General features: G+C 69.4%; 28 protein-coding genes. 11 read left to right on the top strand and 17 right to left on the bottom strand.

Features of this window, described 5'->3' with window-relative positions; translation table 11 throughout:
* Positions 1–23 precede the first annotated feature (23 nt).
* Positions 24–755, top strand: coding sequence for a nucleotidyltransferase family protein (locus tag OG194_RS25495; RefSeq protein ID WP_327403118.1), 732 nt, complete (start codon positions 24–26; stop codon positions 753–755).
* Between the two features lie 151 nt (positions 756–906).
* Here the strand turns inward: OG194_RS25495 and OG194_RS25490 are convergent, their stop codons facing one another.
* The 6 genes from OG194_RS25490 to OG194_RS25465 form a co-directional block, all read right to left on the bottom strand.
* Positions 907–2,514 (bottom strand): DoxX family protein, encoded by a 1,608-nt coding sequence (locus tag OG194_RS25490; protein WP_327403117.1) that lies wholly within the window; start codon positions 2,512–2,514, stop codon positions 907–909.
* 118 nt (positions 2,515–2,632) lie between these two features.
* Positions 2,633–3,574 (bottom strand): 23S rRNA (guanosine(2251)-2'-O)-methyltransferase RlmB, encoded by a 942-nt coding sequence (gene rlmB / locus OG194_RS25485; RefSeq protein ID WP_327403116.1) that lies wholly within the window; start codon positions 3,572–3,574, stop codon positions 2,633–2,635.
* Positions 3,575–3,706: 132 nt separating this feature from the next.
* Positions 3,707–5,110, bottom strand: a complete 1,404-nt coding sequence (cysS, locus tag OG194_RS25480) for a cysteine--tRNA ligase (RefSeq protein WP_327403115.1) — start codon at positions 5,108–5,110, stop codon at positions 3,707–3,709.
* A gap of 136 nt (positions 5,111–5,246) precedes the next feature.
* Entirely contained in the window at positions 5,247–5,741 is a 495-nt protein-coding gene (gene ispF / locus OG194_RS25475) for a 2-C-methyl-D-erythritol 2,4-cyclodiphosphate synthase (RefSeq protein WP_327403114.1), read from the bottom strand.
* The gene (ispD, locus tag OG194_RS25470; RefSeq protein WP_327403113.1) at positions 5,731–6,483 is read right to left on the bottom strand and encodes a 2-C-methyl-D-erythritol 4-phosphate cytidylyltransferase; all 753 of its coding nucleotides are present in this window, start codon (positions 6,481–6,483) and stop codon (positions 5,731–5,733) included. Before ispD ends, ispF begins: the two co-directional genes overlap by 11 nt.
* A gap of 314 nt (positions 6,484–6,797) precedes the next feature.
* Positions 6,798–7,280, bottom strand: a complete 483-nt coding sequence (locus OG194_RS25465; protein WP_003953493.1) for a CarD family transcriptional regulator — start codon at positions 7,278–7,280, stop codon at positions 6,798–6,800.
* A gap of 588 nt (positions 7,281–7,868) precedes the next feature.
* Between OG194_RS25465 and OG194_RS25460 the strand changes: the two genes are divergently transcribed.
* Complete coding sequence (locus tag OG194_RS25460) at positions 7,869–8,525, top strand: DUF461 domain-containing protein (protein ID WP_327403112.1); 657 nt, start codon at positions 7,869–7,871, stop codon at positions 8,523–8,525.
* An 88-nt stretch (positions 8,526–8,613) separates the two neighbouring features.
* Here the strand turns inward: OG194_RS25460 and OG194_RS25455 are convergent, their stop codons facing one another.
* Complete coding sequence (locus OG194_RS25455; protein ID WP_009340348.1) at positions 8,614–9,294, bottom strand: response regulator transcription factor; 681 nt, start codon at positions 9,292–9,294, stop codon at positions 8,614–8,616.
* Positions 9,291–10,544, bottom strand: coding sequence for a sensor histidine kinase (locus OG194_RS25450; protein WP_327403111.1), 1,254 nt, complete (start codon positions 10,542–10,544; stop codon positions 9,291–9,293). The genes OG194_RS25455 and OG194_RS25450 overlap by 4 nt, the downstream gene beginning before the upstream one ends.
* A 229-nt stretch (positions 10,545–10,773) precedes the next feature.
* Here OG194_RS25450 and phoU point away from each other — a divergent pair, with 229 nt between their 5' ends.
* From phoU to OG194_RS25430, 4 genes are all read left to right on the top strand, one after another.
* The gene (gene phoU, locus OG194_RS25445; protein WP_327403110.1) at positions 10,774–11,463 is read left to right on the top strand and encodes a phosphate signaling complex protein PhoU; all 690 of its coding nucleotides are present in this window, start codon (positions 10,774–10,776) and stop codon (positions 11,461–11,463) included.
* 178 nt (positions 11,464–11,641) lie between these two features.
* Complete coding sequence (locus OG194_RS25440) at positions 11,642–11,797, top strand: hypothetical protein (protein WP_019062518.1); 156 nt, start codon at positions 11,642–11,644, stop codon at positions 11,795–11,797.
* A gap of 130 nt (positions 11,798–11,927) precedes the next feature.
* Complete coding sequence (locus OG194_RS25435; RefSeq protein ID WP_327403109.1) at positions 11,928–12,176, top strand: SCO4226 family nickel-binding protein; 249 nt, start codon at positions 11,928–11,930, stop codon at positions 12,174–12,176.
* A 189-nt stretch (positions 12,177–12,365) separates the two neighbouring features.
* Entirely contained in the window at positions 12,366–13,745 is a 1,380-nt protein-coding gene (locus OG194_RS25430) for a S53 family peptidase (protein ID WP_327403108.1), read from the top strand.
* A 76-nt stretch (positions 13,746–13,821) separates the two neighbouring features.
* Here OG194_RS25430 and OG194_RS25425 read toward each other — a convergent pair whose 3' ends face one another.
* Positions 13,822–14,403: a hypothetical protein gene (locus tag OG194_RS25425; RefSeq protein ID WP_327403107.1), complete on the bottom strand. Its 582-nt coding sequence runs from the start codon at positions 14,401–14,403 to the stop codon at positions 13,822–13,824.
* A 102-nt stretch (positions 14,404–14,505) separates the two neighbouring features.
* The gene (locus OG194_RS25420) at positions 14,506–14,745 is read right to left on the bottom strand and encodes a hypothetical protein (RefSeq protein ID WP_327403106.1); all 240 of its coding nucleotides are present in this window, start codon (positions 14,743–14,745) and stop codon (positions 14,506–14,508) included.
* 293 nt (positions 14,746–15,038) lie between these two features.
* Between OG194_RS25420 and OG194_RS25415 the strand changes: the two genes are divergently transcribed.
* Complete coding sequence (locus OG194_RS25415) at positions 15,039–15,335, top strand: ribosomal protein L7/L12 (RefSeq protein ID WP_327403105.1); 297 nt, start codon at positions 15,039–15,041, stop codon at positions 15,333–15,335.
* Between the two features lie 77 nt (positions 15,336–15,412).
* Here the strand turns inward: OG194_RS25415 and OG194_RS25410 are convergent, their stop codons facing one another.
* The 4 genes from OG194_RS25410 to OG194_RS25395 form a co-directional block, all read right to left on the bottom strand.
* Entirely contained in the window at positions 15,413–16,210 is a 798-nt protein-coding gene (locus tag OG194_RS25410) for a hypothetical protein (protein WP_327403104.1), read from the bottom strand.
* A 230-nt stretch (positions 16,211–16,440) separates the two neighbouring features.
* A complete protein-coding gene (locus OG194_RS25405; RefSeq protein WP_327403103.1) occupies positions 16,441–16,905 on the bottom strand; it encodes a GIY-YIG nuclease family protein in 465 nt (154 codons plus the stop codon).
* 684 nt (positions 16,906–17,589) lie between these two features.
* Positions 17,590–18,132, bottom strand: a complete 543-nt coding sequence (locus OG194_RS25400) for a hypothetical protein (RefSeq protein ID WP_327403102.1) — start codon at positions 18,130–18,132, stop codon at positions 17,590–17,592.
* A gap of 723 nt (positions 18,133–18,855) precedes the next feature.
* The gene (locus OG194_RS25395) at positions 18,856–19,617 is read right to left on the bottom strand and encodes a phosphoglyceromutase (RefSeq protein WP_327403101.1); all 762 of its coding nucleotides are present in this window, start codon (positions 19,615–19,617) and stop codon (positions 18,856–18,858) included.
* Between the two features lie 187 nt (positions 19,618–19,804).
* Between OG194_RS25395 and OG194_RS25390 the strand changes: the two genes are divergently transcribed.
* Positions 19,805–21,067, top strand: a complete 1,263-nt coding sequence (locus OG194_RS25390) for an MDR family MFS transporter (RefSeq protein ID WP_327403100.1) — start codon at positions 19,805–19,807, stop codon at positions 21,065–21,067.
* Between the two features lie 107 nt (positions 21,068–21,174).
* Here the strand turns inward: OG194_RS25390 and OG194_RS25385 are convergent, their stop codons facing one another.
* Positions 21,175–21,465, bottom strand: a complete 291-nt coding sequence (locus OG194_RS25385) for a hypothetical protein (protein WP_327403099.1) — start codon at positions 21,463–21,465, stop codon at positions 21,175–21,177.
* A 233-nt stretch (positions 21,466–21,698) separates the two neighbouring features.
* Here OG194_RS25385 and OG194_RS25380 point away from each other — a divergent pair, with 233 nt between their 5' ends.
* Positions 21,699–22,619 (top strand): methyltransferase domain-containing protein, encoded by a 921-nt coding sequence (locus OG194_RS25380; protein ID WP_327403098.1) that lies wholly within the window; start codon positions 21,699–21,701, stop codon positions 22,617–22,619.
* Positions 22,620–22,639: 20 nt separating this feature from the next.
* On the opposite strand, the gene OG194_RS25375 is transcribed toward OG194_RS25380, so the two are convergent.
* Positions 22,640–23,095, bottom strand: a complete 456-nt coding sequence (locus tag OG194_RS25375; protein ID WP_327403097.1) for a DUF2000 domain-containing protein — start codon at positions 23,093–23,095, stop codon at positions 22,640–22,642.
* Positions 23,096–23,144: 49 nt separating this feature from the next.
* On the opposite strand from OG194_RS25375, the gene OG194_RS25370 reads away from it, so the two are divergent.
* Both OG194_RS25370 and OG194_RS25365 read left to right on the top strand, forming a co-directional pair.
* Entirely contained in the window at positions 23,145–23,966 is an 822-nt protein-coding gene (locus OG194_RS25370) for a helix-turn-helix transcriptional regulator (protein WP_327403096.1), read from the top strand.
* Positions 23,967–23,975: 9 nt separating this feature from the next.
* Entirely contained in the window at positions 23,976–24,623 is a 648-nt protein-coding gene (locus OG194_RS25365) for a class I SAM-dependent methyltransferase (protein ID WP_327403095.1), read from the top strand.
* Position 24,624: 1 nt separating this feature from the next.
* Here the strand turns inward: OG194_RS25365 and OG194_RS25360 are convergent, their stop codons facing one another.
* Entirely contained in the window at positions 24,625–26,253 is a 1,629-nt protein-coding gene (locus OG194_RS25360; protein WP_327403094.1) for a glycosyl hydrolase family 28-related protein, read from the bottom strand.
* Between the last annotated feature and the right edge of the window lie 81 nt (positions 26,254–26,334).

The raw sequence follows: 26,334 nt of genomic DNA, 5'->3' as shown, positions 1-26,334 counted from the left end.
GGCCGCCACGTACAGTTCGGGTCATGACCGATCCGAACGCCGCGTCGCGCCCCACCCAAGCCGTGATCCTGGCCGGTGGCCAGGGATCCCGGCTGCGCCCGTACACCGACGACCGGCCCAAGCCGATGGTCGAGATCCCCGGCACGGGGACGCCGATCATCGGCCATCAGCTCGTCTGGCTCGCCGAGGAGGGCGTGACCGACGTGGTGGTCAGCTGCGGGCATCTCGCCGAGGTGCTCCAGGACTGGCTGAAGTCGGCCGACCTGCCGGTCGACGTGACCACGGTCGTCGAGACGGAACCGCTGGGCCGCGGCGGCGGGCTCAAGTACGCCGCCGCGCACCTGCCGCGGCCGGACAAGGCCTGGTACGCCACGAACGGGGACATCTGGACCCGGTTCTCGCTGCGTGACATGGCGGACTTCCACACCGAGCGCGACGCGGTCGCGACGATCGCGCTGGCTCGGCCGCGGATCCCGTGGGGGGCCGTGCAGACGGACGGCTTCGGGCGCGTCACGGACTTCATCGAGTCGCCGCCGACGCAGTACGCGATCAATGCGGGGGTGTACGTCTTCTCGCCCGAGTTCGCGGGGTTGTTGCCGGAGCGGGGGGATCACGAGCGGACGACTTTCCCTCACCTCGCTCGTGAACGGCGGTTGGCCGGGTTCCCGATTCCTCAAGGGGCTTACTGGCGGGCCATCGACACCGCGAAGGACCTCAGGGAAGCTGCCAAGGAGCTTGCTGCGCTGGGTCGTTGAGTGCGGGTCGCGTGTGGCTGAGCGCGCAGTTCCCCGCGCCCCTAAAAACAAAGCCGAAGGGGGCCTGCACTCAAAAGTGCAGGCCCCCTTCGCCATACCCACCGGAGTCAGCCGGTGGGCGACTGCTTCAACAAGCCGCCCACCGGCCCAGTTACCCCAACAGGCCGCCCACCAGGCCCGGCTGGCCGGAGGAGGATGAACCCCCGGTGCTGGAGCCGCCGTTGGAGCCGGTGCCGCCGCTGGTGCCGCCGCTGGACGTGGGTCCGGAGGTGGTGCTGGGGGCCTGGCCGGCCGGGGAGGACTGCTGGGGCTGGGTGCGGCCCGCGGTGCCCTGGGTCTGGCTGGGGGCGCCGCCGGTGGCCGTACCGGAGGAGGAGCGGGTCGCGCCCGGGGTCGTCGCGGCACCCGACGGCTTGGCCGAAGTCGCGTGCTGGGACGGGGACTTGGACGCCCTGGGGCTGCTGCTGTGGCTCTTGGTCGGTTCGCCGGGGAGCGGGGCGCCCGGCAGTTCGTTGCGCGGGGCCTCGCCGGGGCCGGGGACGACCACGCGGCTGGAGTCGCGGACCGCGCCGCCGAGCAGGGAGCCGACGAGCAGCGTGAGGCCGATGGAGACGGCCGTGACGAGGACGCCGCGGCGCAGGACGTAGCGGCGCAGCTCCCAGATGTCGGCGCGGGGTCCGAGGCGGCGCCAGGCGCTGCCCGCGAGGCGGCCGTCGACGGAGTAGACGGGGGCGCCCGCGATGATCAGCGGGGACCAGGCGGCGAGGTAGATGATGTCGGGGGCGTCGTAGGCCGGGACGGTCTTCCAGCTGACCGTGACGATCAGTGCCGCCGAGAGCAGCGCGCCGAAGACCGCGGCGACCCGCTGCCACAGGCCGAGGATCGTGAGGACGCCCACGATGACCTGGGCGAAGGCGATGACGAGCCCGGAGCCGACCGGGTGCTGGAGCGCGAACTGCCGTAGCGGCTCGGCGACTTCCCACGGGTGGAGGGTGTTGAGCCACTTCACCATCGAGCCGCGCTTGCCGCCGTCGAAGTAGACGGGGTCGCACAGCTTGCCCATGCCGGCGTAGATGGAGATGAAGCCGAGGAAGATGCGGAGCGGGAGGAGGACGACCCCGAGGTTCATCCGGCGGCCCGGGTAATAGGCGTGCCGTACGGGCTCGTTGGGGTTGCGCCGGGTGCGGCGCTCCTGTTCCGTGCCCTCGAAGTCCTCGAACTCCGGGTCCCCGTAGGCGGGTTCGTCGTAGACGCTGCCCACCGTCCGCATGGGCGGCAGGAGTCGGGTCTCGCCGGTGTCGTGGTCGCCGCCGCGCTGGGCGCCGACGACCGGGGTCTCGATGGTCTGCGCGGTCAGGTCGCCGTCGTAACCCCCGCTGTCGATACGGGGGATGACCTGCGTGGCTCCGGCGTCGCCGGCCGGTTCGTCGCCGTGGCGGACGCCCGTGCCGCGCACGGCCTGGAGCAGCCGGTGGGCGCCGGTGTCGTCCGGCGCGGACTTGCCGCTCCAGACGACGGGCCGGCGACGCGCGCCGACGGCGGGGATCCGGCCGGGGGCCTCGGTGGCGCTCAGGTGCCGTGCGATCCGCGGCGACGGGGGACGCGACGAGGCGCCCAACTGCACGCGGAAGCTCGCATGATTGACGATGATCTGCGCCGGATCGCTCGGCACCTTCACCATGCTCAGCGCGGGAGCGTCGTCGAAGCCCGACGGGCCGTCCCCCGTGGGTGTGCGGGGTGTTCTGGTGTCCACACTCATCTAACCGAGTGACGTGTGTTTAGGACACTGCTTTGACTCGCCGGAAGTGTCCGGACCGCGTCAAGCGTGTGCCCGAGCCCCAGATTGCCCCGAGTGGGGGACGGTGCCGAACGCCCGTTCAGGAGCGCTTGCGTGCCGCCTCGTAGAGCACAACTCCGGCCGCCACACCGGCGTTGAGGGACTCCGCGCCGCCCGGCATCGGGATCCGGACCCTGAAGTCGCAGGTCTCGCCCACGAGTCGGGACAGGCCCTTGCCCTCGCTGCCGACGACGATGACCACCGGGCCTTCCAGCGCGGCGAGTTCACCGACCTCGTGCTCACCGTCGGCCGCGAGACCGACGATCGAGAGACCCGCCTTCTTGTACGCCTCCAGCGCGCGCGTCAGGTTCGTGGCGCGGGCGACGGGCGTGCGGGCCGCCGTACCGGCCGACGACTTCCACGCACCGGCGGTCATGCCGGCCGCGCGCCGCTCGGGGACGAGCACGCCGTGACCGCCGAACGCGGCGACGGAGCGGACGATCGCGCCGAGGTTGCGCGGGTCGGTCACCCCGTCGAGGGCGACGATCAGCGGGTCCTCGCCCTTGTCGTAGGCCGCGTTGGCGAGGTCCTCGGCGTGCGCGTACTCGTACGGCGGGACCTGGAGGACCATGCCCTGGTGGTTGAGGCCGTTCGTCATGCGGTCCAGCTCGGGGCGGGGGGCCTCCATGAGGTGGACGCCGCCGCGCTCGGCGACGAGCTGGAGCGCCTCGCGCACCCGCTCGTCGTTGTCGATGAACTGCTGGACGTAGAGCGTGACCGCCGGGACGCCCTCGCGCAGCGCCTCCACGACCGGGTTGCGGCCCACGACCATCTCGGACGTGCCCTTGCCGCCGCGCCCGCGCTGCGCGGGACGGCGCTGGACCTGCTTGGCCTTGGCGTTGGCGACGCGGTTCTTCTTGTGGCCCTTGCGTACCTCGGCGGGCGGGGTGGGGCCCTTGCCTTCGAGGCCCCTGCGCCGCTGGCCGCCACTGCCGACCTGCGCGCCCTTCTTGCCGGACATGCGGCGGTTGTTGGCTGCCATGACCTACCTGTCTGTGTGACCCGTCTGGGGGTGTGGTGCGTACGTACGTCTATGCAGTGTGCCGCCCGGAGCGCCGGGCGGCACAGTCGATCTTCGTTGACCGGGTGCGATCAGGGTGCGATCGGGGTGGGTTCAGCGGGGGCCGAGGGTCCAGCGCGGGCCCTGCGGACCGTCCTCGATGTTGAGTCCGGACTGGTTGAGCTGGTCGCGGATGCCGTCGGCGGTCGCCCAGTCCTTACGGCCCCGGGCGGCCTCGCGCTGGTCGAGGACCATGCGGACCAGGGTGTCGACGACGCCGTGCAGGTCTTCGCCGCGGTCACTGCCCTCGCCGACCCAGTGCGGGTCCAGCGGGTCGAGGCCGAGCACCCCGAGCATGGCGCGCACCTCGGCGAGACGCGCCACGGCCGCTTCCTTGTCGTCGGCGGCGAGGGCGGAATTCCCCTGCCGGACGGTGGTGTGTACGACGGCGAGCGCCTGCGGGACGCCCAGGTCGTCGTCCATCGCCTCGGCGAAGGCCGGCGGCACCTCGGCCGCGGGCTCGACGACTCCCCCGGCCTTCTCCACGACCCGCTGCACGAAGCCCTCGATCCGCGCGAACGCGGACTCGGCCTCGCGCAGGGCCTCCTCGCTGTACTCGATCATCGAGCGGTAGTGCGGGGTGCCGAGGTAGTAGCGCAGGACGATGGGGCGCCAGCGCTTGACCATCTCGGAGACGAGGACGGAGTTGCCGAGCGACTTCGACATCTTCTCGCCGCTCATGGTGACCCAGGCGTTGTGCACCCAGTACTGCGCGAAGTCGTCGCCGTAGGCCTTGGCCTGGGCGATCTCGTTCTCGTGGTGCGGGAAGATCAGGTCGAGGCCGCCGCCGTGGATGTCGAAGGCGGGGCCCAGGTACTTGTGCGCCATCGCCGAGCACTCCAGGTGCCAGCCGGGGCGGCCGCGGCCCCACGGGGTCTCCCAGTCGGGCTCGCCCGGCTTGGTCGCCTTCCACATCGCGAAGTCGCGCGGGTCGCGTTTTCCGGTGATGCCGTCCTCGGTGGGCTGGCGCAGGTCGTCGATGTCCTGGTTCGACAGCTGGAGATAGTCCGGGTACGAGCGCACGTCGAAGTAGACGCTGCCGTCGGCCTCGTACGCGTGACCGCGCTCGATCAGCCCGCGCATCATCTCGATCATCTCGGGGACGTGACCGGTCGCGCGCGGTTCGTACGTCGGCGGGAGGCAGCCGAGTGCGGTGTAACCGTCGTTGAACGCGCGCTCGTTCTCGTACCCGATCGACCACCAAGGGCGGCCCTGTTCACGGGACTTGGTGATGATCTTGTCGTCGATGTCCGTGACGTTGCGGATGAACGTGACGTCGTAGCCGCGGTGTTCGAACCAGCGGCGGAGGATGTCGAAGTTGAGGCCTGAGCGGATGTGGCCGATGTGGGGGGCCGCCTGCACCGTGGCGCCGCAGAGGTAGATCGAGACACAGCCCGCTGTGAGCGGGGTGAAGTCGCGAATCTGCCGGGCGCTGGTGTCGTACAGGCGAATGGTCACGGTACAAGGGTAGTGGGCGTTGCGCTGTGCCTCAGACGGTTGGGTCGATTGTTGTGTGCGGGCCGGTGGGGGCTGGTCGCGCCCCGCGGCGGAGCCGCTGATGTCACAGCCCCGCGCCCCTAAAAAACCGCCTCGCTCACGCGTGTTTCACCACCAGGGCTGTTGCCACTGCCATGAGGCCCTCGTCCCTGCCCGGGAAGCCCAAGCCGTCCGTTGTCGCGCCCGATACCGAGACCTGCGCTCCTGCCGCCTCCGACAGCAGCTTCTGGGCTTCGTCCCTTCTCTTGCCGATCTTCGGCCTCGGGCCAATCACCTGGACCGCCACGTTGCCGATGGTGAAGCCCGCCTCGCGGACGATCCTCGCGGCCTCTGTCAGGAGGGTGACCCCGGACGCGCCCGACCACTCGGGGCGGCCCGTGCCGAAGTGCTGGCCCAGGTCACCGAGGCCGGCGGCGGAGAAGAGGGCGTTGCAGGCCGCGTGGGCCACGACGTCCGCGTCGGAGTGGCCGGCCAGGCCCGGGCCCTCTCCCTCCCACTTCAGGCCGGCGCACCACAGGTCGCGGCCCTCCTCGAAGGCGTGGATGTCGGTGCCGATGCCGACCTGGGGAAGGGGGTACGTCTCAGAAGCCATCGTTCAGCCTCCTGCGGGTCAGGACCGCCTCCGCGAGGACCAGGTCCAGGGGGCGGGTGACCTTGAAGGCCTCCTCGTGGCCGGGGACGACCACGACCGTGAGGCCGAGCTGTTCGACCATGCTCGCGTCGTCGGTGACGTTGTCGGTGACCGTTTCGTGGGCGTGGACCAGGGTCGCGCGGTCGAAGCCCTGAGGGGTCTGTACGGCGCGGAGGCGGGCGCGTTCCGGGGTGGCCACGACCGGTTCCGGGCCGCCGGGGTGCGCAGCCGGCTCTACTTCCTTGACCGTGTCGGCGAGGGGCAGGGCCGGAACGACGGCGGGGGCTCCGTCCCGTACGGCCTCGATGACCGCGTCGACCGTGTCCACCGGGACGAGCGGGCGGGCCGCGTCGTGGACGAGGACGATGTCGTAACCGGGCGGCAGCGCGTCCAGACCGAGCTTCACGGACTCCTGGCGGGACTCGCCGCCGGGGACGACGAGGAAGTCGGTGCGATCCGGGAGTGCGTGGGCGTCCAGGAGGGTCTTCACCTCGGCCGCGCCGTCGGGCGGGGCCACTACGACGACCAGGGAGACCGCGCGGGACGCGGCCAGGGCGCGGATCGCGTGGATCAGCATGGGGGTGCCGTTCAGCGCGCGGAGCGCTTTGGGGGCGCCCGGGCCGAGGCGTACGCCCCGTCCGGCGGCCGGAATCACGGCGGCGACGGAGGACTGCGCCGGCGAAGGGCGCGAATCGTCAGACATCGGTTCCTGTCAGGTTTGTGTGCTCGACCTACGTGGGTATGGCCTCAGGAGTGCCGGGCGCGACGCCTTGACCGGACCCTTCCGTGACACCGGTCGAGCCAGCTGCCCGGGCCCGGCACACCATTATCGGGGGATGTTTCTCCGACGTTCGACGGAGTCGGAGTCTCGGGTCTCGGGTCTTCGACGGAGTCCGGAGTCGGCGTCGGAGTCTCGGAAAAATCCCCCGAACATGCCGAAGCGCCCGGCGACAAGGGAGCTGTCATCGGGCACCACGGCATTTCAGTGTGCTGAGCAGGGCGTACCAGTCGCCTGCGTCAGGACGCGAGAACCTCGTCGAGCAGGGCCTCGGCCTTGTCCTCGTTCGTGTTCTCCGCGAGCGCGAGCTCACTCACCAGGATCTGGCGAGCCTTGGCGAGCATGCGCTTCTCACCTGCGGAGAGTCCGCGCTCGCGCTCACGACGCCACAGGTCACGGACGACTTCCGCGACCTTGATGACATCGCCGGAGGCGAGCTTCTCCAGATTTGCCTTGTAACGACGCGACCAGTTCGTGGGCTCCTCGGCATACGGAGCGCGCAGCACCTCGAAGACCCGGTCCAGCCCGTCCTGACCGACCACATCACGTACGCCGACGAACTCCGCATTGTCCGCTGGCACACGCACCGTCAGGTCACCCTGAGCGACCTTCAGCACCAAATAGGTCTTGTCCACGCCTTTGATCTGGCGAGTTTCGATAGCCTCGATCAGCGCGGCCCCGTGATGGGGATAGACCACGGTGTCGCCAACCTTGAACGTCATGTGACAGGTACCCCTTCCGTGGCTATCCAGGGTAACACGGAAACTGCGGGTTCTGAATGGCGTTTTCGCAGGTCAGAGCGCATCTCGGGGCTTGACAACTGCAACAGGAACGTGCTGCGGAGACCGAGCGGAAGAGGGTATTCGCAGGTCGGAGCGGCTCTCCGGGCGAGGTGAAACGCGTACGTTACACACATCCGGAGGCGCCTCCAACTGGACGAACGTCCCCAAATGTCTGGTTCCAAGTGCTCGACTTCCGCTACTCCGTTCGGTGGGCGGAGCCCGGTACGAGACGAATCCGGAATTGATCACCGAAGCCCGTCGAGATGCCGGTGATCGATTATCCGAGGCGCCGTGCATTCTTCACCGAAAATCCGCCGCCGGACGACTGAGCTGCTTATGTGAATGCCGAACGAGTGCCGGTCACAAGTGACCCGTGAGTCACTTGAGGCACACGGGTACCCGGTTGGGGGAGGGTCGGGTGCGGTGGTGCGGGAACGGCTCGGTAACCTAAGGCCGCTGACAGACACTTAGGGCGGCTTTATTCGGGAGTCGCCCTGCTCCGCCCACGTTCAAGGAGTAGCCGCCGCCGTGAGCAGCAGCCTTCGACGCGGCGCCCTCGCCGCCGCCACCATCGCGTTCTCGATCGCCTCGCTCGCCGCGTGCGCCGCCGGCAACGACGCACAGACGCTGGAGGTCAAGCCGGACAACGCGGCCGCCTCCGTGGGCGTCATCAAGGTGCAGAACGCGCTCGTCATCACCCAGCCCCTCACCGAGTCCGGCTCCGAGGCCGCGGGCCCGGCGGTGATCTCCGCGACCGTGTTCAACAACAGCAAGAGCCCCCAGACCCTGGACTCCGTCAGCGTCGACGGCGCCGGCACGGCCACGCTGACCCCCGCCAAGGGCAAGGGCAAGCTGGTCGTCCCGGCCTTCGGCTCGCTCGTCCTGGGCGGCAAGGGCAACGCCTCCGCGGCGCTGGCCGACCCGGCCGGCATCACGGACGGCAACACCCAGAAGATCACCTTCACCTTCAGCACGACCGGCGGCGTGAGCCTGAACGCCTTCGTCGTCCCGGCCGACAGCTACTTCACCAAGTGGGGCCCGACCTCGATCCCCTCGACGCCGGCCGCGGGCGCCACCGCGACCACCTCCGGCTCGCCGAAGCCGGGCAAGAGCACGTCGGCCACCCCGACCGACGCGGCCTCCGCGAGCGCGACGGCCACGGAGACGGGCACCACCACCGGCTGAGCAACAGTCGTAGGACTACGACGACGGGCGGGACCTCACGGAGAGGTCCCGCCCGTCGTCGTGGAGCCGGTGAGAGAGTGTTCGCGGTCTACGGCTCGAACTTGTAGCCGAGGCCACGCACCGTCACCAGGTAGCGCGGCGCGCCCGGGTCCGGCTCGATCTTGGCGCGGAGGCGCTTGACGTGGACGTCCAGGGTCTTGGTGTCGCCCACGTAGTCGGCGCCCCAGACTCTGTCGATGAGCTGCATGCGGGTCAGTACGCGGCCCGCGTTGCGCAGGAGCATCTCCAGCAGGTCGAACTCCTTGAGGGGCAGGTCGACCTTGGAGCCGGAGACCGTGACCACGTGGCGATCCACGTCCATGCGGACCGGACCGGCTTCGAGGGCGGCCGGGGTGACCTCCTCGGGCTCGCCGCGGCGGCGCAGGACGGCCCGGATACGGGCGACGAGCTCGCGGGACGAGAAGGGCTTGGTGACGTAGTCATCGGCTCCTATTTCCAGGCCTACGACCTTGTCGATCTCACTGTCCTTGGCCGTCACCATGATGACGGGGACGTTGGAGCGGCCGCGCAGCTGGCGGCAGACCTCCGTGCCGGGGAGCCCCGGCAGCATCAGGTCGAGCAGGACGAGGTCGGCGCCGTTGCGCTCGAACTCGTCGAGTCCGTCGGGCCCGGTGGTCGCGATGGCGACCTCGAAGCCCTCCTTGCGGAGCATGTACGACAGGGCGTCGGAGAAGGACTCCTCGTCCTCGACGACGAGCACTCGGGTCACGGAAGGACCTCCGGGGCGGGAAGCGGTTCGTACGGGGATGGTTCAGGGGACGCCTCGACCTCGTCGTCGAGGTCGGGGTGCTGGTGGGCGCGGTCGCGGGCCGCACCCGCCTCCGGCAGCCTCAGGGTGAACGTGGAGCCCTGTCCCTCGGAGCTCCACACCGTGACCTCCCCGCCGTGCGAGGCGGCCACGTGCTTGACGATCGCCAGTCCGAGACCCGTACCGCCGGTGGCCCGCGAGCGGGCCGGGTCGACACGGTAGAAGCGCTCGAACACGCGCTCCTTGTCCTTCTCGGAGATGCCGATGCCCTGGTCGGTCACGGCGACCTCGATGTGGTCGCCGCCGCCCGCGGAGATCCGGCGTGCGGCTATGCCGACGCGGGTGCGGGCGGGCGAGTAGTTGACGGCGTTCTCGACCAGGTTTCCGAGGGCCGCGGCCAGCTGGCCCCGGTTCCCGTAGACGTGCAGGTCGGCGGTGCCGCCGGCGGCCATGGTGATCTGCTTGGTGCCGGCCTGGTGCCGGCAGCGGTCGATGGCCTCGGCGACGAGTTCGTCGACGCGGACGGGTTCGGCGTCTTCGAGGGGGTCGTCGTTCTGGACCCGTGACAGGTCGATGAGCTCCTGCACGAGATTGGTCAGGCGCGTGGCCTCGATCTGCATCCGGCCGGCGAAACGCTCCACCGCCTCAGGATCGTCGGAGGCGTCCATGACCGCCTCCGAGAGGAGGGAGAGCGCGCCGACCGGGGTCTTCAGTTCGTGGCTGACATTCGCCACGAAGTCACGTCGTACGGCCTCGATACGGCGGGCCTCGGTGAGGTCCTCCACGAGGAGCAGGACGAGCCGGGAGCCGAGCGGCGCCACCCGGGCGGAGACCGCGAGGGCCTCCCCGCGGCCGGTGCCGCGCCGGGGCAGATCCAGCTCGACCTGGCGTATCTCGCCGTCGCGCCGGGTGTCCCGGGCCATCTTGAGCATGGGGTCGACGGAGAGTTTCCCGCCGCGGACCAGTCCGAGGGCGTACGCCGCCGAGCTGGCCTTGACCACGGCGTCCGCCTCGTCGAGGACGACGGCCGAGGAGCGGAGCACCGAGAGCACGGTGTCCACACCCGGCGGAAGCACCGGGTCCGTATGCAGGGAGGTCCTGGTCGGTCGCTTCTGGTCGCGTTCGCTCCAGCGGAACGCCAGCATGGCGATGACGCCGGTGAGCACCCCGGCGATCGCTGCCGCTGCGGCGACCGCCGCGTTCACGTCCATGCCCCCAGGTTAGGCATGGGATACCTCCTGGCCACAGCCATCGGAGTGCGACCTCGAACACTCGTCGCCCAGAGTTCACCTTGGAGCCAGTATTGGTTCATTCGGGGTGGCGGAAACCGTCGCGTAGGAGCGGGAACGTGGGAGCGTGGGGTGGAAGGGCCGGTTTTTGGTCACATCGACAGGCCCAGGGCCCCGGAGCCCCCGAAGCAACGTAGGAGAGGGAACCCTGATGCGGGACGCGTACCACGAGGAACTTGACTCGATCGGCGACGGTCTGGTGGAGATGGCCCGGCTGGCCGGGTCGGCGATCGGACGCGCCACGACGGCCATCCTGGACTCCGACCTGAAGCTGGCCGAGAGCGTCATCGAGGCCGACAAGAAGGTCGACGATCTCCAGCACGACCTCGAAGCCCGGGCCATAGCACTGCTGGCGCGGCAGCAGCCGGTGGCGACGGATCTGCGGATCGTCGTCACGTCGCTGCGCATGTCGGCCGACCTGGAGCGCTCCGGCGACCTCGCCCAGCACGTGGCGAAGCTGGCCCGGCTGCGCTTCCCCGAGCGGGCCGTGCCGCACGACCTGCACGCGACCATCCTGGAGATGGGCCAGCTCGCCCAGCGCCTGATGGCCAAGGCGGCCGAGGTCATCATCACGAAGGACGTCGACCTCGCGCTCCAGTTGGAGCAGGACGACGACGCGATGGACCTCCTCCACCGCACGCTCTTCCAGCACCTGCTGGACGACAAGTGGAAGCACGGCATCGAGACCGCGGTCGACGTGACCCTCCTCGGCCGCTACTACGAGCGCTTCGCCGACCACGCGGTCTCGGTCGCCAAGCGCGTGGTGTTCCTGGTGACGGGCGAGCACGCGGACGAGTTGCAGCCGGACATCCAGCCGGTGACGGGGGCGGAGGGCGCGTAGCTCTCCGCTCGGTCGCTCGGCCGGGGGGTCTCTGGAAGCCGGGGTCATTTCTAACCACTGTCCTGGTCTGAGACTGGTTAGAAATGACCCCGGCTTGCGGGGAAGCCTCAATGCGCCGTTGATGCGCCCGGCGAAGCGGGCATCCAATGGGCACAGGCACCAGCCTCTAGGAGGACCCATGGCCGAATCCCCCGCCACGACGCCGGACCCGACGCAGGAGCGCGAGACGCAGCAGCCCGCCGAGATCAAGAGCCTCCCGCTCTTCGGCGCCTGCGGCTGCGGTTCGGGCTGCGGGTGCGGGTGCCAGTCCGGCAATCCCTGCCAGTGCGGCTGACCGCCGCCCACTCCCTGAGGGGCCTCGGTGCTACGGCGCCGGGGCCCCTCAGGCGTGTTCGGCCGCCGGTGGCCCCGGACGCCGTGGAAGCGCAGCATTGAGGGGGGAAAGCACGAGGAGGTGTGAGGCCATGGCTCAGTACATGGATGTACATCACGGGATGAAGGGCATCACGGCCGACCAGTTGATGGAGGCCCACAAGGCGGATCTCGCCGTGGAGAAGGACGAGGGTGTCCACTTCGAGCGGGCCTGGGCGGATCCGGAGACCGGGACCGTCTACTGCCTCTCGGAGGCGCCGTCGCCGGAAGCGGTCCAGCGCGTCCATGAACGCGCGGGTCACCGGGCGGACGAGGTGCACGCGGTGCCGTACTCGATCTGACGACTGCCTGTTGGACGTCAACAGGTCGGATCGGCAGGGGTGTTCGAGTCTTTGGTGCTGTTTGGGCAAAGGGTTCGACATCGACAGTTCAACAGTCTTGTCCTGTGCATGTCTCACTCGATGAGATGCGCGGAGACCTCTTCGTCCGGCTGACGGCCGGGCGAACTCCGCAGCACTCAGGGGGGATTCATGCGCATAGCCCGCACGAGACTGAACATGGCCGCTGCCACGGCCGCCACCGCCGGCCTCGCCGTCGCCGCGCTGGCGACCGCGCCGCTGGGCGGTGTCGCCGGCGCCGCACCCGCCGCCGCCGTACCGCAGACGAAGGCGATCCCGGCGATCACGGGGCACACCCTCGCGCGCGACGTGCCGACCCCGCTCTCCAGCGCGGAGTGTGAGGCCAAGTGGCAGATCGCCTGCTACAACCCGCTCCAGTACCGCACCGCGTACAACCTCAACTCCCTGTACCGGAAGGGCATTACGGGCAAGGGGCGGACGATCGTCATCGTGGACTCGTTCGGTTCGCCGACGATCCAGCACGATCTCGACACGTACAGCAAGCAGTTCGGCATGCACAGCGCCAAGGTGAACGTCGTCAAGTGGGGCAAGGTCCCGGTCTTCGACCCGACGAACGCGGACATGACCGGCTGGGCCGGCGAGACGACCCTGGACGTCGAGATGGCGCACGCGGTCGCACCCGACGCGAAGATCGTGCTGGTGGAGACGGCGGTCGCCGAGACCGAGGGCGTGACCGGGCTGCCGGAGATGATGGACGCCGAGAAGTACCTGATCGACCACGGCGTCGGCGACGTCATCACGCAGAGCTTCGGCGCGACGGAGAACACCTTCCCCGGCTTCGACCAGGGCGACTTCTCCAGCATCAAGAAGCTGCGCTACGCCTTCGAGGCCGCCAACCGCAAGCACGTGACCGTCCTCGCCTCCTCCGGCGACGGCGGCGCCACCGACTACAACGCGGACGGCTCGGCCTTCTACGACAAGCCCGTCAACTCCTGGCCCTCTTCCGACCCGCTGGTCACGTCGATCGGCGGCACACAGCTGCACCTGAACGACAAGGGCGACCGCGTCACCCCGGACAGCGTCTACAACGACTACGGCGCGGGCGGCGGCGGCCAGTCCCACGTGTTCGCCCGCCCGTCCTTCCAGAACGGCGTGAAGAGCGTCGTCGGCACCCAACGCGCCACCCCCGACGTCTCGATGGCCGCCGCGGTCAACGGCGGCGCGTGGACGTACTCCAGCTTCGACCCGACGGCAGTCGGCTGGGACGTCTACGGCGGCACGAGCGAGGCCGGCCCGCTCTTCTCGGGCATCATCGCGCTGGCGGACCAGGCGGCGGGGCACCGGGTCGGCAACATCAACTCGGCGCTGTACGCGCTCGCGAAGCACGGCGCCAAGGGCAACGGCATCGTCGACGTGAACGACGGCACGAACAACTCGTACGCGGGCGTGACCGGTTACACCGCGGTCAATGGCTACGACATGGCGACGGGCGTGGGCACGGTGGACGCGCTGCGGTTCGTACCGGCGCTGGCGCGGGCCAGCCGGCGCTGACCCATCCCATCCCATCGTGAGACGGCCCAGGCGCAACTCGCCTGGGCCGTCCTGCTGTTGACGCGGTTCACACGGTTCACACGCTGATGGACTGGGCGTAAGTGACCTGGTTGAGGACGTACACGACCTGGTCGCGCGACTGCACCGGGATCATCGTCGAGTGGTGCCGACCACCGCTGTTCACGCCGACCTGCACGAACCCGGTGGTGACGCGTTCCTTCATCAGCAGGAACAACAGCCCGACGAAGCACAGCAGGAAGAACAGGATCGCCAGCACGATCGCATGCGGCGGAATCCGCTCCTCGGTACGCGACATGTCCGTGGCCGTCCACACCGCGCCCCTGAGCGGCATCGACCCGGCGGGGCTCACGATGGTGTCACCGTTGACCGCGATGTCTCCGAGGGTCAACAGCGGGGCGGCGAAGGCGGGTTGGGGCTGGGGTTGCTGCTGCGCGTACGGCTGGGGTTGCTGCTGCGCGTACGGCTGGGGTTGCGGCTCCGGCGGTACGGCTTGCGGGTAGCCGTAGAGGGGAGCTGGGCTCGCGGGGTAGCCGTAGGCGCCCTCGGCGTACGGACCACCCGGCGGGGTGGCATAGGGATTCTGACCGGGTTGTCCGGGCGGCTGTTCCGGAGGTGGTCCGGGGTACTGGTTCGCCATGGGTGCTCTTCCCCCCGAGAGTGCGTGTGAACGCGTCCATCCTCCCGCTCGGTCACATCCCGTATCTACGTAATGACGAGAAATATCCAGGCACGGGCGCAGTCACGACGAGGACGGTGCCGAAGTCGACGACGTGGCCGTCCGTTTCCGGTACCGGGCGAGTCGGCGCCCGAGCGTGTAGAGGGTGCCCAGGAGTACCACCGATGCCCCGACGGCCCAGCCGATGGAGCCGCCGTCGCGGTACATCTGGATCCCCTCCACCAGCAGCAGAACGCTGACCGGCGGACCCACCAGGTCGGAGAAGACGTCCATCCACCACATGACTTTCGAGAAGTCGTCCACGGCTTGATCGTGACAGGGGGACGGTTCGTTGCCAAGGATCTTTTTGTCGCCCTGCCGCAGCGGTTGCTCGGCGGAGTCGCTCGGGATTCGCCCGGGCGGCCATGACCTGGCCGGTGTTCCAGCGAAAGCGGCGCCCGGCGGCCCGTTCCAAGGCCAACACGTGTGTGATCGCGGCCCGTTCCGTCTCTTTGTCCCCCATGGCACCCCCTGCCTCTGAGTGCCTGCGACGCCATGGTGGCGCGCGGGCGGGGGAGTTGGGAAGCTGAAGCTGTGGACCTCCGGGGCGAGCGACGGTGACCGAGCACACCGAGCACACCGAGTACTTCGAGTTGGTCTGCGACCACGTGGACTACGACGTGGTGATCACCGATCCCGGCGCCCGGGTGCTCGATGTCGCCCAGGTCGTAAGCCGGTTGACGGGGCTCGGCCTCTGGCGCGGCAAAGTGCTGGTGACGGAAGTTCCGGCCGTAGTACTCGACGGCGTACCGCGGGCGGACGCCGAGACGGCGGTCGCGGCGCTCCGCGAGGCGGGAGCGCGGGCGGAGACGAGGCAGTGGCAGCCGCCGGGCCTCCCGGCTCCTTGCCCCTGACCGCCACCTGCCCACCGATGGCGCGGGCAGGGGACGGGCACTTCAACCGTCAGGGGTCAGGAGGCAGCGGGCCGGGGTCACTTCACGTCGACGTAGTCGGCCGAGCCGGGCGTCGGCTGGGTGAGGCTCGTGCCCGCGAAGTCGTAGCGGTACGCGCCGTCCGCCGTCGCCTTCACGGTGGACGTGGCCCAGCCGTCGCGGTCGGTCTTGAGCTTCTTCAGGGTGACGAAGGGGCCGCTCGTGCCCTTGCGGTACTGGAGCAGCACCTGGTGCCCGATGAGGGGCACGTTCTTCTTCTGCTCCCAACTCGCCACCGTCATACGGGCCTTGACCGTGATGTTCGCGCCCTTCTTCACCGGGTCCGGGGTGACGACGGTCTGGGACATGGAGGTCTGGCGCCTGATGCGTGCGAAGTAGACGCCCTCCCCGCGGGTGACGTTGCCGGCGCCGTCGACGGCCACGGGGGTCATGTACCAGAGACCGGCGAGGGCGTTGCTGCGGAGGTTGACGTTCGGGTCGGCGGTCACGAGGGCCTCGCAGTAGGAGGTGAACTCGTTGATCTTGTGGCACTGGGCAGCCCCGGCCATGACCCCGTCGGCCGTCGCCCGGTCCTCTCCGTGCCACAGTTCGTACGACACGCTCTTGACGCCGGACGGGTCGCTGACCGTCGCGGAGACCGAGAACACCCTCTTCTTGGTGGCCTCGACGCCGACGGTGTAGTCGAGGTCGTGGTTGACGCCGATGTTCACGAACGTCGTGGCCGAGTCGCCCTGGGCGGCCCCGGCGGCCGGAAGTGCGAGAACGGTGACGGCCAGGGCGGCGCTGAGAGCGGCGGCGGCGGTCGCGGCGGCGACGGTGGTGGTGCGTCTGCGCATGGTGTGGTTTCCCCCCACGTGTGATGCGTCGAGTGGTGACTTCACCCGCAACAGACAGAGGGGGCGGGTGGGAGGTTGTGCATGATCGCCGACCCACCCCATCACTTAACCTCGACTTCTCCGGGGGTTGTCGGAATCACCGGACGCCGGTCACCGGCCAACTTCCCCGCGCGGGCCGCGGAGGGGACCGAGACGAGCCGGGCCGTGAGAATGCCCGCCCGTCCGTCGGCCTACGAACTGATGGGCAACTCGCGGGCTCGCCGGCGTGCTTGGGCCCGCAGCCCCTTCAGCCGGCTGTGGAAGGCGTTGTGGCGGTTCTGGTCGAGGTTCAGCGGGAGGTCGAGTCGGGAGATGAACTGTGACTCCAGGTCCCATGGTTCGCTCTGCTCGATCCAGCACACCCGCGCGTTGTCCGCCATCCACTGGCTCAGGGTGGCTTCGCCTGCCTTGCCGAAGGTCATCCGCTTGCCGCTGCCCACGCGGCGCAGCTCAAGTCCCAGCAGGCTTCCGAGGGTGAGCCGCAGGGTTGAGCCGGCCGCGTTGCCTCGGTAGTGATAGCGCACCCGCTTGCGCAGGTTCTGAGTGCTGGTCCGGTTCGCCATGTACCGCGGGGCTATGCCGACGTAGAGCAGGCGCCCGGCGTGCAGGTCCGGGTGAGGCGACTGTTCGAAGTGCCATCCGTAGACCCCTGCCACCGCTGGGACAGGACTCGGGCGCGCCAAGACCTCCCGCGCCGACCACAACCGGCCTGGACTTACGAGAGCGACAGCTTCCACGAAGCCTCCAGACGCGCCAGGGCTGATCGTCGCAGGCTACTGGGCGACGCTGACGCAGCTGGTCGCGGACTGAAGCCAGGGCCTCTTGGTAGCTCGGGATCGCGAAGCCGACCGAGATCCAGGAGACCCTGTTGCCGCGGTTGTGCGCGCTCGCGCCGATGGAGCTCAACTCGGCTGCTCCGTCGTGCGGTTACCGCGCCATCTTCTTCAGAGTCCAGTCGAGCGTCATTGCTGACTTGCTCGTAGTGGAAGCAGTGAACATGGTGCCGCCGGAATCGGTCTGCAACTCGGAAGTGCCGCCGCACTGTACGTCTGTGGCCTTTCCCCCGGTGGGCTGGACATGCACCAGCCCCTTACCCCGGCAGGTCAAAATGAGTTCCCCGGCCACCCCCGGTGTGCTGTCGGCACCGAAGTGGACGGGCGCCCCGGCGACAAGGCGCAGCCCTGTACCAGAGGCGGTCACGTGCAGAGCCGATGCCGTATGGGCTGGGCTGGCCGTCGCGGAAGGGTGAGCGCCGGCGGTAGCTCGATCTGCCGGGTGACCGCCGCATCCCGCCAATGCCACACCGGCAGCCAGAGCCGCCCAAGCGGCAGGCGCACGCTTCATGAACTGGTCTCCCAGTACTTGATACGGATGGAGTAGGAAGGCGCGGTCAGGGTACCCGAGCCAATGGTTTTGACATTGCAAGGGGCGACGATCTCAGTCTTCTTCCAGGGTATTTTGTATCCGTCCGATCCCGGCTTGGCGTTCCCGATCTTGTGTGGGCTGACCGAGAAGGTTCCGGTCAAGGTCGTCGAAGCCGTGATAGAGCCGTGGAGCGTGACGGACAGACTTGCCTCGGCTTTGGCGATCAGCCCGTTGATCTCGCTTTTCGCCGTACCGGTCACGGACGCGCCGACGGTGGCACCCGCTTGGAATGCGACGCTCATCGTGCCGCCCTTGGGGCCGTACGGGCCGGAGCGGAAGACAGGGACTGGCGCGCCGATGAAGTAGCCCTTCTTGGCTCCGAAGCTGGTGGAGACCTCGCCTACTTCGGGGCAGGCCTGCGGGCGGGCGGTTACCGCGTCAGCCGCTTGGGCGGCCGGCGCGGTAACCAGACTTGCTGATGCGATTGCCGCAAGCGCGGCTATTGACGCCCGGAACATGAATCCCCCTGGTCAGGCATTGTGCATGGTGATCTTGGTCGACCAGGAACGTAGCGCACCCATAGACAATCGATCAACAGTTTTGAGACGAACTTGAGGCGCCTGATTTTTTGACATTCCATCAGAGGGAATTCAATTCAGGCAGAGATCGCTCCGCATGCCCTGAGCGGCTGTTGTCGGAGTTCAACTCGGTTGCTCCGTCGTGCAGTTGTGACGCTCACCGCTTCGGGAATGCGGCCGATCACCTGTGGCGTGTTCGGCGGTATCCGTCGGACATGACGGACGCGGAGTGAGAAGCGGTTCGGCCGCTGCTGCCGGTGCCGGCCTGGCCGCGTGGCCGGGGCGGACAACCGGAGGCGTACTGCCACCGCGCAATGCCGGACGCGATCCGCTGCCTCGTGGACAACGGCATCAAGTGGGGGCGATTCCCGGGGACTTCCCGCCGTGGGGTCGGGTGTATGCCTCCTTCCTTCCGCCGGTGGCGTGACCGTCGGCCGGTCAAGGAGTTCCACGACCGGCTCCGGGCGAAGTTCCGCGGGGAGCTGGGGCGGGACGCGGAGCCGGCGGTCGGTCCCCGCGCCGAGACTCAGAGATCCGAACGCATGCGAAGTGGGATCCGCCGCCTCGCACAATCCGGGATCCAGAGGGCCCACGGCGGACCCGGATCGTGAAAACGCCCCCGATCCGCACCGTATGCGCAGCTCAGGGGCATGATCACCATTCCTACTTCTTCTTGCCCTGGTTCTTGACCGCCTCGATCGCGGCCGCGGCCGCGTCAGGGTCGAGATACGTCCCGCCCGGCTTGACCGGCTTGAAGGACGCGTCCAGTTCGTAGGCCAGGGGGATGCCCGTCGGGATGTTCAGGCCCGCGATGTCGGCGTCGGAGATGCCGTCGAGGTGCTTGACCAGGGCGCGGAGGGAGTTGCCGTGGGCGGCGACCAGGACCGTGCGGCCCGCGAGGAGGTCGGGGACGATGCCGTCGTACCAGTACGGGAGCATGCGGACGACGACGTCCTTCAGGCACTCCGTGCGGGGGCGCAGCTCCGGCGGGATCGTCGCGTAGCGCGGGTCGTCCGACTGGGAGAACTCCGTGCCGTCCTCAAGGGGCGGGGGCGGGGTGTCGTAGGAACGGCGCCACAGCATGAACTGCTCCTCGCCGAACTCCGCGAGGGTCTGGGCCTTGTCCTTGCCCTGGAGGGCGCCGTAGTGGCGCTCGTTCAGGCGCCAGCTGCGGTGGACGGGGATCCAGTGGCGGTCCGCGGACTCCAGCGACAGCTGTGCCGTGCGGATCGCGCGCTTCTGGAGGGACGTGTGGACCACGTCGGGGAGGAGATCGGCGTCCTTCAGGAGCTCGCCACCGCGGACTGCCTCCTTCTCGCCCTTCTCGTTCAGGTTGACGTCCACCCAGCCGGTGAACAGGTTCTTCGCGTTCCACTCGCTCTCGCCGTGGCGGAGGAGGATCAGCTTGTACGGTGCGTCGGCCATGCCTCAGAGCGTAATCCACGCATTCGGGCACCCGCCTGGCGCCTGTCCCCCGGCCCCACAGTTGACGGCTTCTGTTAATCGAGTGGTCCCCTGGGCCGTCCCGTTCGTAAGTTGTGCTCGCGGCCGTAGCCGCTTACATGCCAAGCCAACAGGCCAGGCCATCTGTCCGACCGTGGGGGAACGATCCATGTCACTCGACGCCCTGAGACGTGCCGCCAGGGAGACCGTCTCCGGTCTGCCCCGCGAGTTCTGGTGGCTGTGGACCAGCACGCTCGTGAACCGGCTCGGGGCGTTCGTCTCGACCTTCATGGCCCTGTACCTGACCCTCGACCGCGGCTACTCCGCCACCTACGCCGGTCTCGTCGCCTCCCTCTACGGCCTCGGCGGGGTCGCCTCCTCCATCGGCTCGGGTGTCATGACCGACCGGCTCGGGCGCCGCCCCACCCTCCTCATCGCGCAGTCGGCGACCGCCGCGTCCGTGGCCCTGCTCGGCTTCATGCACGACCCCGTCGCCATCGCCGCCGTGGCGTGCCTGGTCGGGGCGGCGAGCAACGCGTCCCGCCCGGCGGTGCAGGCGATGATGGCCGACATCGTGCGCCCCGAGGACCGGGTCCGCGCGTTCTCGCTCAACTACTGGGCCATCAACCTCGGCTTCGCGATCTCGTCCATGGCCGCCGGGTTCATCGCCGAGGTCAGCTACCGCGCCGGGTTCCTGCTGGAGGCCGGGATGACGGCGGTCTGCGCGGTCGTCGTGTTCCTACGGCTGCCCGAGTCCCGGCCGACCGTCGCGGCGGACGACAGCAAGGGGGCGGCCGACGCGGTCGGGCTCGGGACCGTACTGCGCGACCGGCGGTTCATGAGCGTCGTAGGACTCTCCTTCCTCGTCGCCGTCGTCTTCCAGCAGGGCTCGGTCGGGCTGCCGGTCGCGATGGGCGAGGCCGGCTTCACGCCCGCCGACTACGGCACCGCGATCGCCGTCAACGGCTTCCTCATCGTCGCCCTCCAGATCCCGGTCACCCGACTCATCGAACACCGCGACGCCAAGCGCCTGTTGGTCGTCTCGTCGATCCTCGCGGGCTACGGCTTCGGGCTCACCGCGTTCGCCGGCTCGGTCGGCGTCTTCGCCCTCACGGTGTGCGTGTGGACCCTCGGCGAGATGATCAACGCCCCCACCCAGACGGGCCTGGTCGTCCGCCTCTCCCCGCTCCAGGGCCGCGGCCGCTACCAGGGCATGTACACCCTGTCCTGGGCGGTCGCCGCGCTCGTCGCCCCGCTCATGTCCGGTTTCGTCATCGACCGGTTCGGGGCGGAGTGGCTGTGGGGGATGTGCGCGGTCGTGGGGACGGGGGCGGCGGTGGGGTACGGGGCGCTGATGCGGGGGCTTCCGGCGAGCGGACCGGCGACCACCGAGACACCGGCTGCGGTCGAGCCCGAGGTCAGCGCGGCCTGAGGGGTGGGGGGTGGTGGGGGAAAGTGTGTCACTTTCCGGAGAAGTGACACACTTTGCGAGGTGGGGTACGGCCTGTCGGCGTCGGCGCAGCGCGATCCACCGAGCGTTCACGCAGCCGAGGCCGTCTCGGCGAGGGTGAACCATACGCGTTTGTGCACGCACCCCTCCCCCGCGGCCGGCCATGTCACCACTCCCCACCCGGCAGAGAGCCGGGCCAGGAGCAGGAAGCCCCGCCCCCGCCCCTCATCGAGCCGAACCCCACGCGACGTCGAGGCAGAGCCTTCGTTCCACTCGTCGTCCCGGACCGCGACGCAGACATGCCCCGGACGCACCGAGACATCGACATACAGCCGAGCCGTACGCGCGTGCAGATACGAGTGCGTGATCACCTCGCTCACCACACAGGCGTGCGGCGTGCGCCACCGACTCGTCGAACAGCTGGTCGCCGACGACGAGTTGCGCGACCCCGAGGTGCGGCGCGCGGCCGAGACGGTCCCCCGCGAGGTTTTCCTCGGCCCCGCGATCTACCGGCCGAGCAGCCCTCCGGGGGTCACGGTCTGGACCCCCACCCGCCGCGACGACACCCCCCGCCGACGCGTGGCTGCGCCTCACCTATCAGGACCGGACATGGGTGACACAGCTCGACGGCGTACTCGCCGAGGAGGCCGCAGGTCCCGTCACCGGAGGGAGCCCGACCTCGTCCTCGACCCTGCCCAGCGTCATCCTCGGGATGATCGAGCAGGCGGGCGTCGCCCGAGGGAAACGCGTGCTGATCATCGGCACCGGAACGGGCCTGTCGACCGCCTACGCCTGCGAGGTGGCCGGCCAGGAGAACGTGACCTCGATCGAGACCGACCCCGCTGCGGCAGAACGCGCGCGCAAAGCTCTCACCGAGGCCGGCTACACCTCGACGCTCATCACGGCCGACGGCCTGCGCGGCCACCGCGACCGGGCCCCGTACGACATCGTGATCGCGTTCTGCTCGATGCGGTACATCCCCTACGGCCTGCTCCAGCAGATCAAGGCCGGAGGAAACCTCCTCGTCACCCTCGCCGGATGGGGATCCGGACACGGCCTCGTTCGTCTCACGGTCGAGGGCGACGGCGTCGCGGAAGGCCGGTTCCTGCCCGGATACACCTCGTTCATGATCGCCCGTACCCACGACCGGCCACCGCACGGACCCTTCGAACTGCTCCCCGGGGACGAACGCCCGAGCGTGATCGACCCCGCCCTGCTCGACGACTGGAGCGGCCGGTTCGTCGCACAGCTCGCCGCGCCCTCGGCGGAACGGCTCGGCACGGAAGCCGAGCAGATCCTGCTCGACGTGGCCGCCGGCTCCCAGGCCCGGACCCGCACGGCGGACAACGGCGAAGGCTGGACTGTCGTCCGACGCGGACCGCTCGACCTGTGGACCGCGGTCGAGAACTCGATCACGCGCTGGCAGAGCCACGGCTCACCGCACGTGTCCAGCTTCGGAATGACGATCACCCCGGACACGCAAAGGGTCTGGCTCGACGAACCACATGGTCCGAGCTGGGCACTCCCCGTCTAGCCCGCCGCAAAGGGGCGTCCTCACGGATGCATCCGCGCCCCCTTCACCACCTTGTCCACCCCGTTCCGCGGCCCGTACACCGCCAGCCCCACCACATCCAGCTCGGCCGTGGCGACGGCCCGTACCGCCGCTCGGTTGTCGCGGTCGTTGCCCGTGGTGAAGAGGTCCGACGTGAAGACAGCCCTCGGCAGGGCGCGGGACAGCGCTCGCCCGTGCGCCGCCACCAGGACCTCCTTCGTGGCCTCGAAGACCATCACCGGCTGTCGGAACATCGACAGATACCGCACCCCGTCGGCGTCCTCGTACGGCTCCCCGATCACCTCGGGGACCTGCGATCCCAGGCCGCTGACCAGGAAGGACGTGACGTTCAGCCGTTGCCAGGGCTCAAGGTCCTCCCGCAGCAGGACGGCGATCTTGGTGTCGAAGCGGACCGGTTCGGCGGTGATGGCGGTGCTGGCAGTGGTGTCAGTGCTCATACGTCGAGACTGCCGACCGCCCCACGGTTCCGTCTTGTACGTTCTTTGCATGGCCCCGCAGCGCCCCCAGCAGGAAGTCTCCGCGTGGCGGCCCCGCATCCCCGGTGTCGTCGAGGTCTTCCACGCGCACTTCACCGAGTACGCGTACCCGATGCACGTGCACGACGCGTGGACGCTGCTGATCGTGGACGACGGAGCCGTACGGTACGACCTCGACCGGCACGAGCACGGCACCCCGCACGACACCGTGTCGCTGCTGCCGCCGCACGTCCCGCACAACGGCTCCCCCGCCACCCCGCACGGCTTCCGCAAGCGCGTCCTCTATCTCGACGGCACGCATCTCCCGGACAGCCTGATCGGTTCCGCCGTCGACCGGCCGGACCTCCGTGATCCCGAACTCCGGCTGCGCGTGGGCCAGTTGCACACCGCGCTCGACCACCCCGGCGACGAACTGGAGGCCGAGAGCCGACTGACCCTCATCGCCGAGCAACTGCACGCCCGCCTACGGCCGTTCGCCGCCCCCTCCCCGACACCCGGCCCCGGTCCCGTCCTCGCCCGCGACCTCCGCGAACTCCTCGACGAGCACGTCACCGAAGGCATCACCCTCGACGAGGCCGCCCGGCTCGTGCACGCCCATCCCGCCCATCTGGTACGGGCGTTCAGCGGGGCGTACGGCATCGCACCGCACCAGTACCTGATGTCCCGCCGCGTCGACCGCGCCCGCCGGCTCCTCCTCGACGGCCGTCCGCCGGGCGAGGTGGCGACGGTGACCGGGTTCTACGACCAGTCCCATCTCACGCGCCATTTCCGGAAGTTGGTGGGGGTCACGCCGGGGCGTTATTCACGCGACAGTGATCGCCGCCGTAGCTAGATTCCGCGCATGGACTGGCACGAATGGCACGACGCCTACGACTCCCCCGACTCCTACCTCAGCCGCCGCCTGGCCCTCATCCAGGAACGCCTCCGCCTCGCTCTCGACACCGCCCCGCCGGGCCCGCTCACCGCGATCAGCCTCTGCGCCGGACAGGGCCGCGACCTGATCGGCGTACTGGCCGAGCATCCCCGAGGGCCCGAAGTCCGCGCCCGGCTCGTGGAGTTGGACGAGCGGAACGTGGATGTCGCGAGACAGGCGGCCCGCGCCGCCGGCCTCCCGAACGTCGAAGTCGTCGCCGGAGACGCCTCGTTGACGGACCAGTACGCCGAACTCGCCCCCGCCGACCTCGTCCTCGCGTGCGGCATCCTCGGCAACATCTCCGACGCCGACGTCGAACGCGTCCTCGACCACTGCACCGCCCTGTGCCGGACGGGCGGCACCCTCGTCTGGACCCGCAGCCGCGACCTCGCCCCCGACCTCGTCCCCCAGGTCTGCGCCTGGCTGGAGGAACGCGGTTTCGAGCGCCTGTGGGTGTCGGACCCCTCGATCCCCCAGTCCGTCGGCGCCCACCGTTTCACCGGCGAACCCCGCCAACTCCCCACCGGCACCCGCATGTTCGACTTCATCGGCTACGACGTCCTGCGCCGGGCCTGAGTCACAGCTCCCGCTGCGCCTCGTACAGATTCCGCGGCCGTACGACCCCCGTCGTGCCGTAGAGCTCCAGCCGCGCGTGCAGGTCGCCGGTGAAGTCGGGGACGTCGATCTGGTCGAACTCGGTGACCGTATTGAGGCCCACCGTGGCGCTGTACGGGGCGAGTTGGTCGATCTTCATCAGGCCCGCGCGCCCGTTCGTGACGCGGATGTTCCAGTGGGTGAAGCGGGCGCCGAAGAGCGGACCGGCGTTCGCGTCACCGCCGTGGCGGCCGTCGTTGTTGACCGTGATGTCGGTACGGACGTTGGCGAAGGGCAGGCCGCGGTGGCTGTCGAAGGTGCCCATGCGCATGTCGCCGCGCGACCAGACGTTGTACGACGACAGACCCTCGACGTTGATGCCGTGGAGCTGGGTGTTGGCCGGGGCCGGGACCGTGCGCTCCTCGATGGTGAAGTCCTCGACGAGGTTGTCGTGCGAACCCTCGCGGCAGAAGTAGGGGTGATGAGAGCCCCGGCCCGCCACCGTCGTACCGCGCAGCGTGCACGCCGAGGCCGCCACCAGGCCGAAGCCGTTGTCCACATGACGGACCGTCACGTCGTCCACCCAGCAGTCGTAGGCGCACTGGAGGACGACGCCGTTGTAGCCCTTGTCGAGGAGGTGCGGTTGCTGCGGGGTCTCCACCGCCTCCAGGGTCAGGCCTTCCACTCCCGAGCCCGTCAACTCCTCCACGTGCGTGGTGAATTGGGGGTTCCACTCGGGGCGTAGGTCGAGGGGCAGGGGGCGTTCGAGGGTCACCTTGCGGCCGTGGACGTGCGCGATGCGGACGGGCCATTCGTAGGGGACGTACGACAGCAGCTTCGTCTTGTCGTCCCAGTAGTACGCCTCGGGGCCGGGGCCGCCGCCCGCCATGTGCTCCAGGAGGGTGTGGCCGGTGTCGTCGGCGAGGCGGAGCAACACCAGGTTGCCCGGCTTGAGTTGCGAGGCGTCCGCGACCCGCACCGTCCAGGCGCCCTGTCGCGCGGGCTCGATCGTCGTCAACTGCCGCCATTCGTCACGCTTGTTGCCGGTCCAGCCCTCGAAGGGCCAGGCCTTCGCCCTGATCGCGGCGACCAGTGAGTCCCAACGGGCCGTCGGGGCAAGCCAGATGAGGCCGCCCGCCCAGGACCAGGACGACTTGTCGCCGCCGTAACGGGAGCCGTAGACGCCGATCAGTTCGGTGAGGTTCTTGGTCGCGTAGAGCTTCGTACGGTTGCTGCCCGCGCCCCTGACCACCACGTTCGAGTGGCCTACGCGGATCACGTCGTCGACGCGGAAGGTGCCGGGCGGGATGAGGACCGTGCCACCGCCGGCCCTGCCGGCAGCGGCGATGGCACGGTTGATCGCGGGGGCGGAGTCGGTCGTAGCGTCCGCTACGGCGCCGTACGCGCGGACGTCCAGCACGCGCGAGTGCCGGGGGTGTCGCTGCGCGCCCGCCTTCGCGACGTACGGGATCTGTGGGTGGGTGTAGGGGGTGCGGGTGAACTCCCGCCAGAGGGAAGGGACTTGACCTCGCGATCCCTGTTTCGGCAGGGGGACCGCCAAGGCCAGGGTGCTTCCGAGCAGGGTTCGTCTGGTGAGACGGGGATTGCTCATGTACGTACGTCCTCCCACGCGGCTCTTCATGGATGTGAACGTCGTTCAGAAATGTGCTGGCGGTGAGCATGCCACGGCGCC

Origin of the sequence: Streptomyces sp. NBC_01288 (assembly GCF_035982055.1) — a bacterium.
In the GTDB taxonomy this organism is placed as follows: Bacteria; Actinomycetota; Actinomycetes; order Streptomycetales; family Streptomycetaceae; genus Streptomyces.
This window is presented reverse-complemented; position numbering and strand designations above follow the sequence as displayed.

Excerpts from the sequence above, each read along its gene's own strand:
- OG194_RS25495 (WP_327403118.1), top strand. The coding sequence starts at position 24 with ATGACCGATCCGAACGCCGCGTCGCGCCCCACCCAAGCCGTGATCCTG.
- OG194_RS25490 (WP_327403117.1), bottom strand. The coding sequence starts at position 2,514 with ATGAGTGTGGACACCAGAACACCCCGCACACCCACGGGGGACGGCCCG.
- rlmB (WP_327403116.1), bottom strand. The coding sequence starts at position 3,574 with ATGGCAGCCAACAACCGCCGCATGTCCGGCAAGAAGGGCGCGCAGGTC.
- ispF (WP_327403114.1), bottom strand. The coding sequence starts at position 5,741 with ATGGCTTCTGAGACGTACCCCCTTCCCCAGGTCGGCATCGGCACCGAC.
- ispD (WP_327403113.1), bottom strand. The coding sequence starts at position 6,483 with ATGTCTGACGATTCGCGCCCTTCGCCGGCGCAGTCCTCCGTCGCCGCC.
- OG194_RS25465 (WP_003953493.1), bottom strand. The coding sequence starts at position 7,280 with ATGACGTTCAAGGTTGGCGACACCGTGGTCTATCCCCATCACGGGGCC.
- OG194_RS25450 (WP_327403111.1), bottom strand. The coding sequence starts at position 10,544 with ATGGACGTGAACGCGGCGGTCGCCGCAGCGGCAGCGATCGCCGGGGTG.
- phoU (WP_327403110.1), top strand. The coding sequence starts at position 10,774 with ATGCGGGACGCGTACCACGAGGAACTTGACTCGATCGGCGACGGTCTG.
- OG194_RS25440 (WP_019062518.1), top strand. The coding sequence starts at position 11,642 with ATGGCCGAATCCCCCGCCACGACGCCGGACCCGACGCAGGAGCGCGAG.
- OG194_RS25435 (WP_327403109.1), top strand. The coding sequence starts at position 11,928 with ATGGCTCAGTACATGGATGTACATCACGGGATGAAGGGCATCACGGCC.
- OG194_RS25430 (WP_327403108.1), top strand. The coding sequence starts at position 12,366 with ATGCGCATAGCCCGCACGAGACTGAACATGGCCGCTGCCACGGCCGCC.
- OG194_RS25425 (WP_327403107.1), bottom strand. The coding sequence starts at position 14,403 with ATGGCGAACCAGTACCCCGGACCACCTCCGGAACAGCCGCCCGGACAA.
- OG194_RS25410 (WP_327403104.1), bottom strand. The coding sequence starts at position 16,210 with ATGCGCAGACGCACCACCACCGTCGCCGCCGCGACCGCCGCCGCCGCT.
- OG194_RS25400 (WP_327403102.1), bottom strand. The coding sequence starts at position 18,132 with ATGTTCCGGGCGTCAATAGCCGCGCTTGCGGCAATCGCATCAGCAAGT.
- OG194_RS25395 (WP_327403101.1), bottom strand. The coding sequence starts at position 19,617 with ATGGCCGACGCACCGTACAAGCTGATCCTCCTCCGCCACGGCGAGAGC.
- OG194_RS25390 (WP_327403100.1), top strand. The coding sequence starts at position 19,805 with ATGTCACTCGACGCCCTGAGACGTGCCGCCAGGGAGACCGTCTCCGGT.
- OG194_RS25375 (WP_327403097.1), bottom strand. The coding sequence starts at position 23,095 with ATGAGCACTGACACCACTGCCAGCACCGCCATCACCGCCGAACCGGTC.
- OG194_RS25370 (WP_327403096.1), top strand. The coding sequence starts at position 23,145 with ATGGCCCCGCAGCGCCCCCAGCAGGAAGTCTCCGCGTGGCGGCCCCGC.
- OG194_RS25365 (WP_327403095.1), top strand. The coding sequence starts at position 23,976 with ATGGACTGGCACGAATGGCACGACGCCTACGACTCCCCCGACTCCTAC.
- OG194_RS25360 (WP_327403094.1), bottom strand. The coding sequence starts at position 26,253 with ATGAGCAATCCCCGTCTCACCAGACGAACCCTGCTCGGAAGCACCCTG.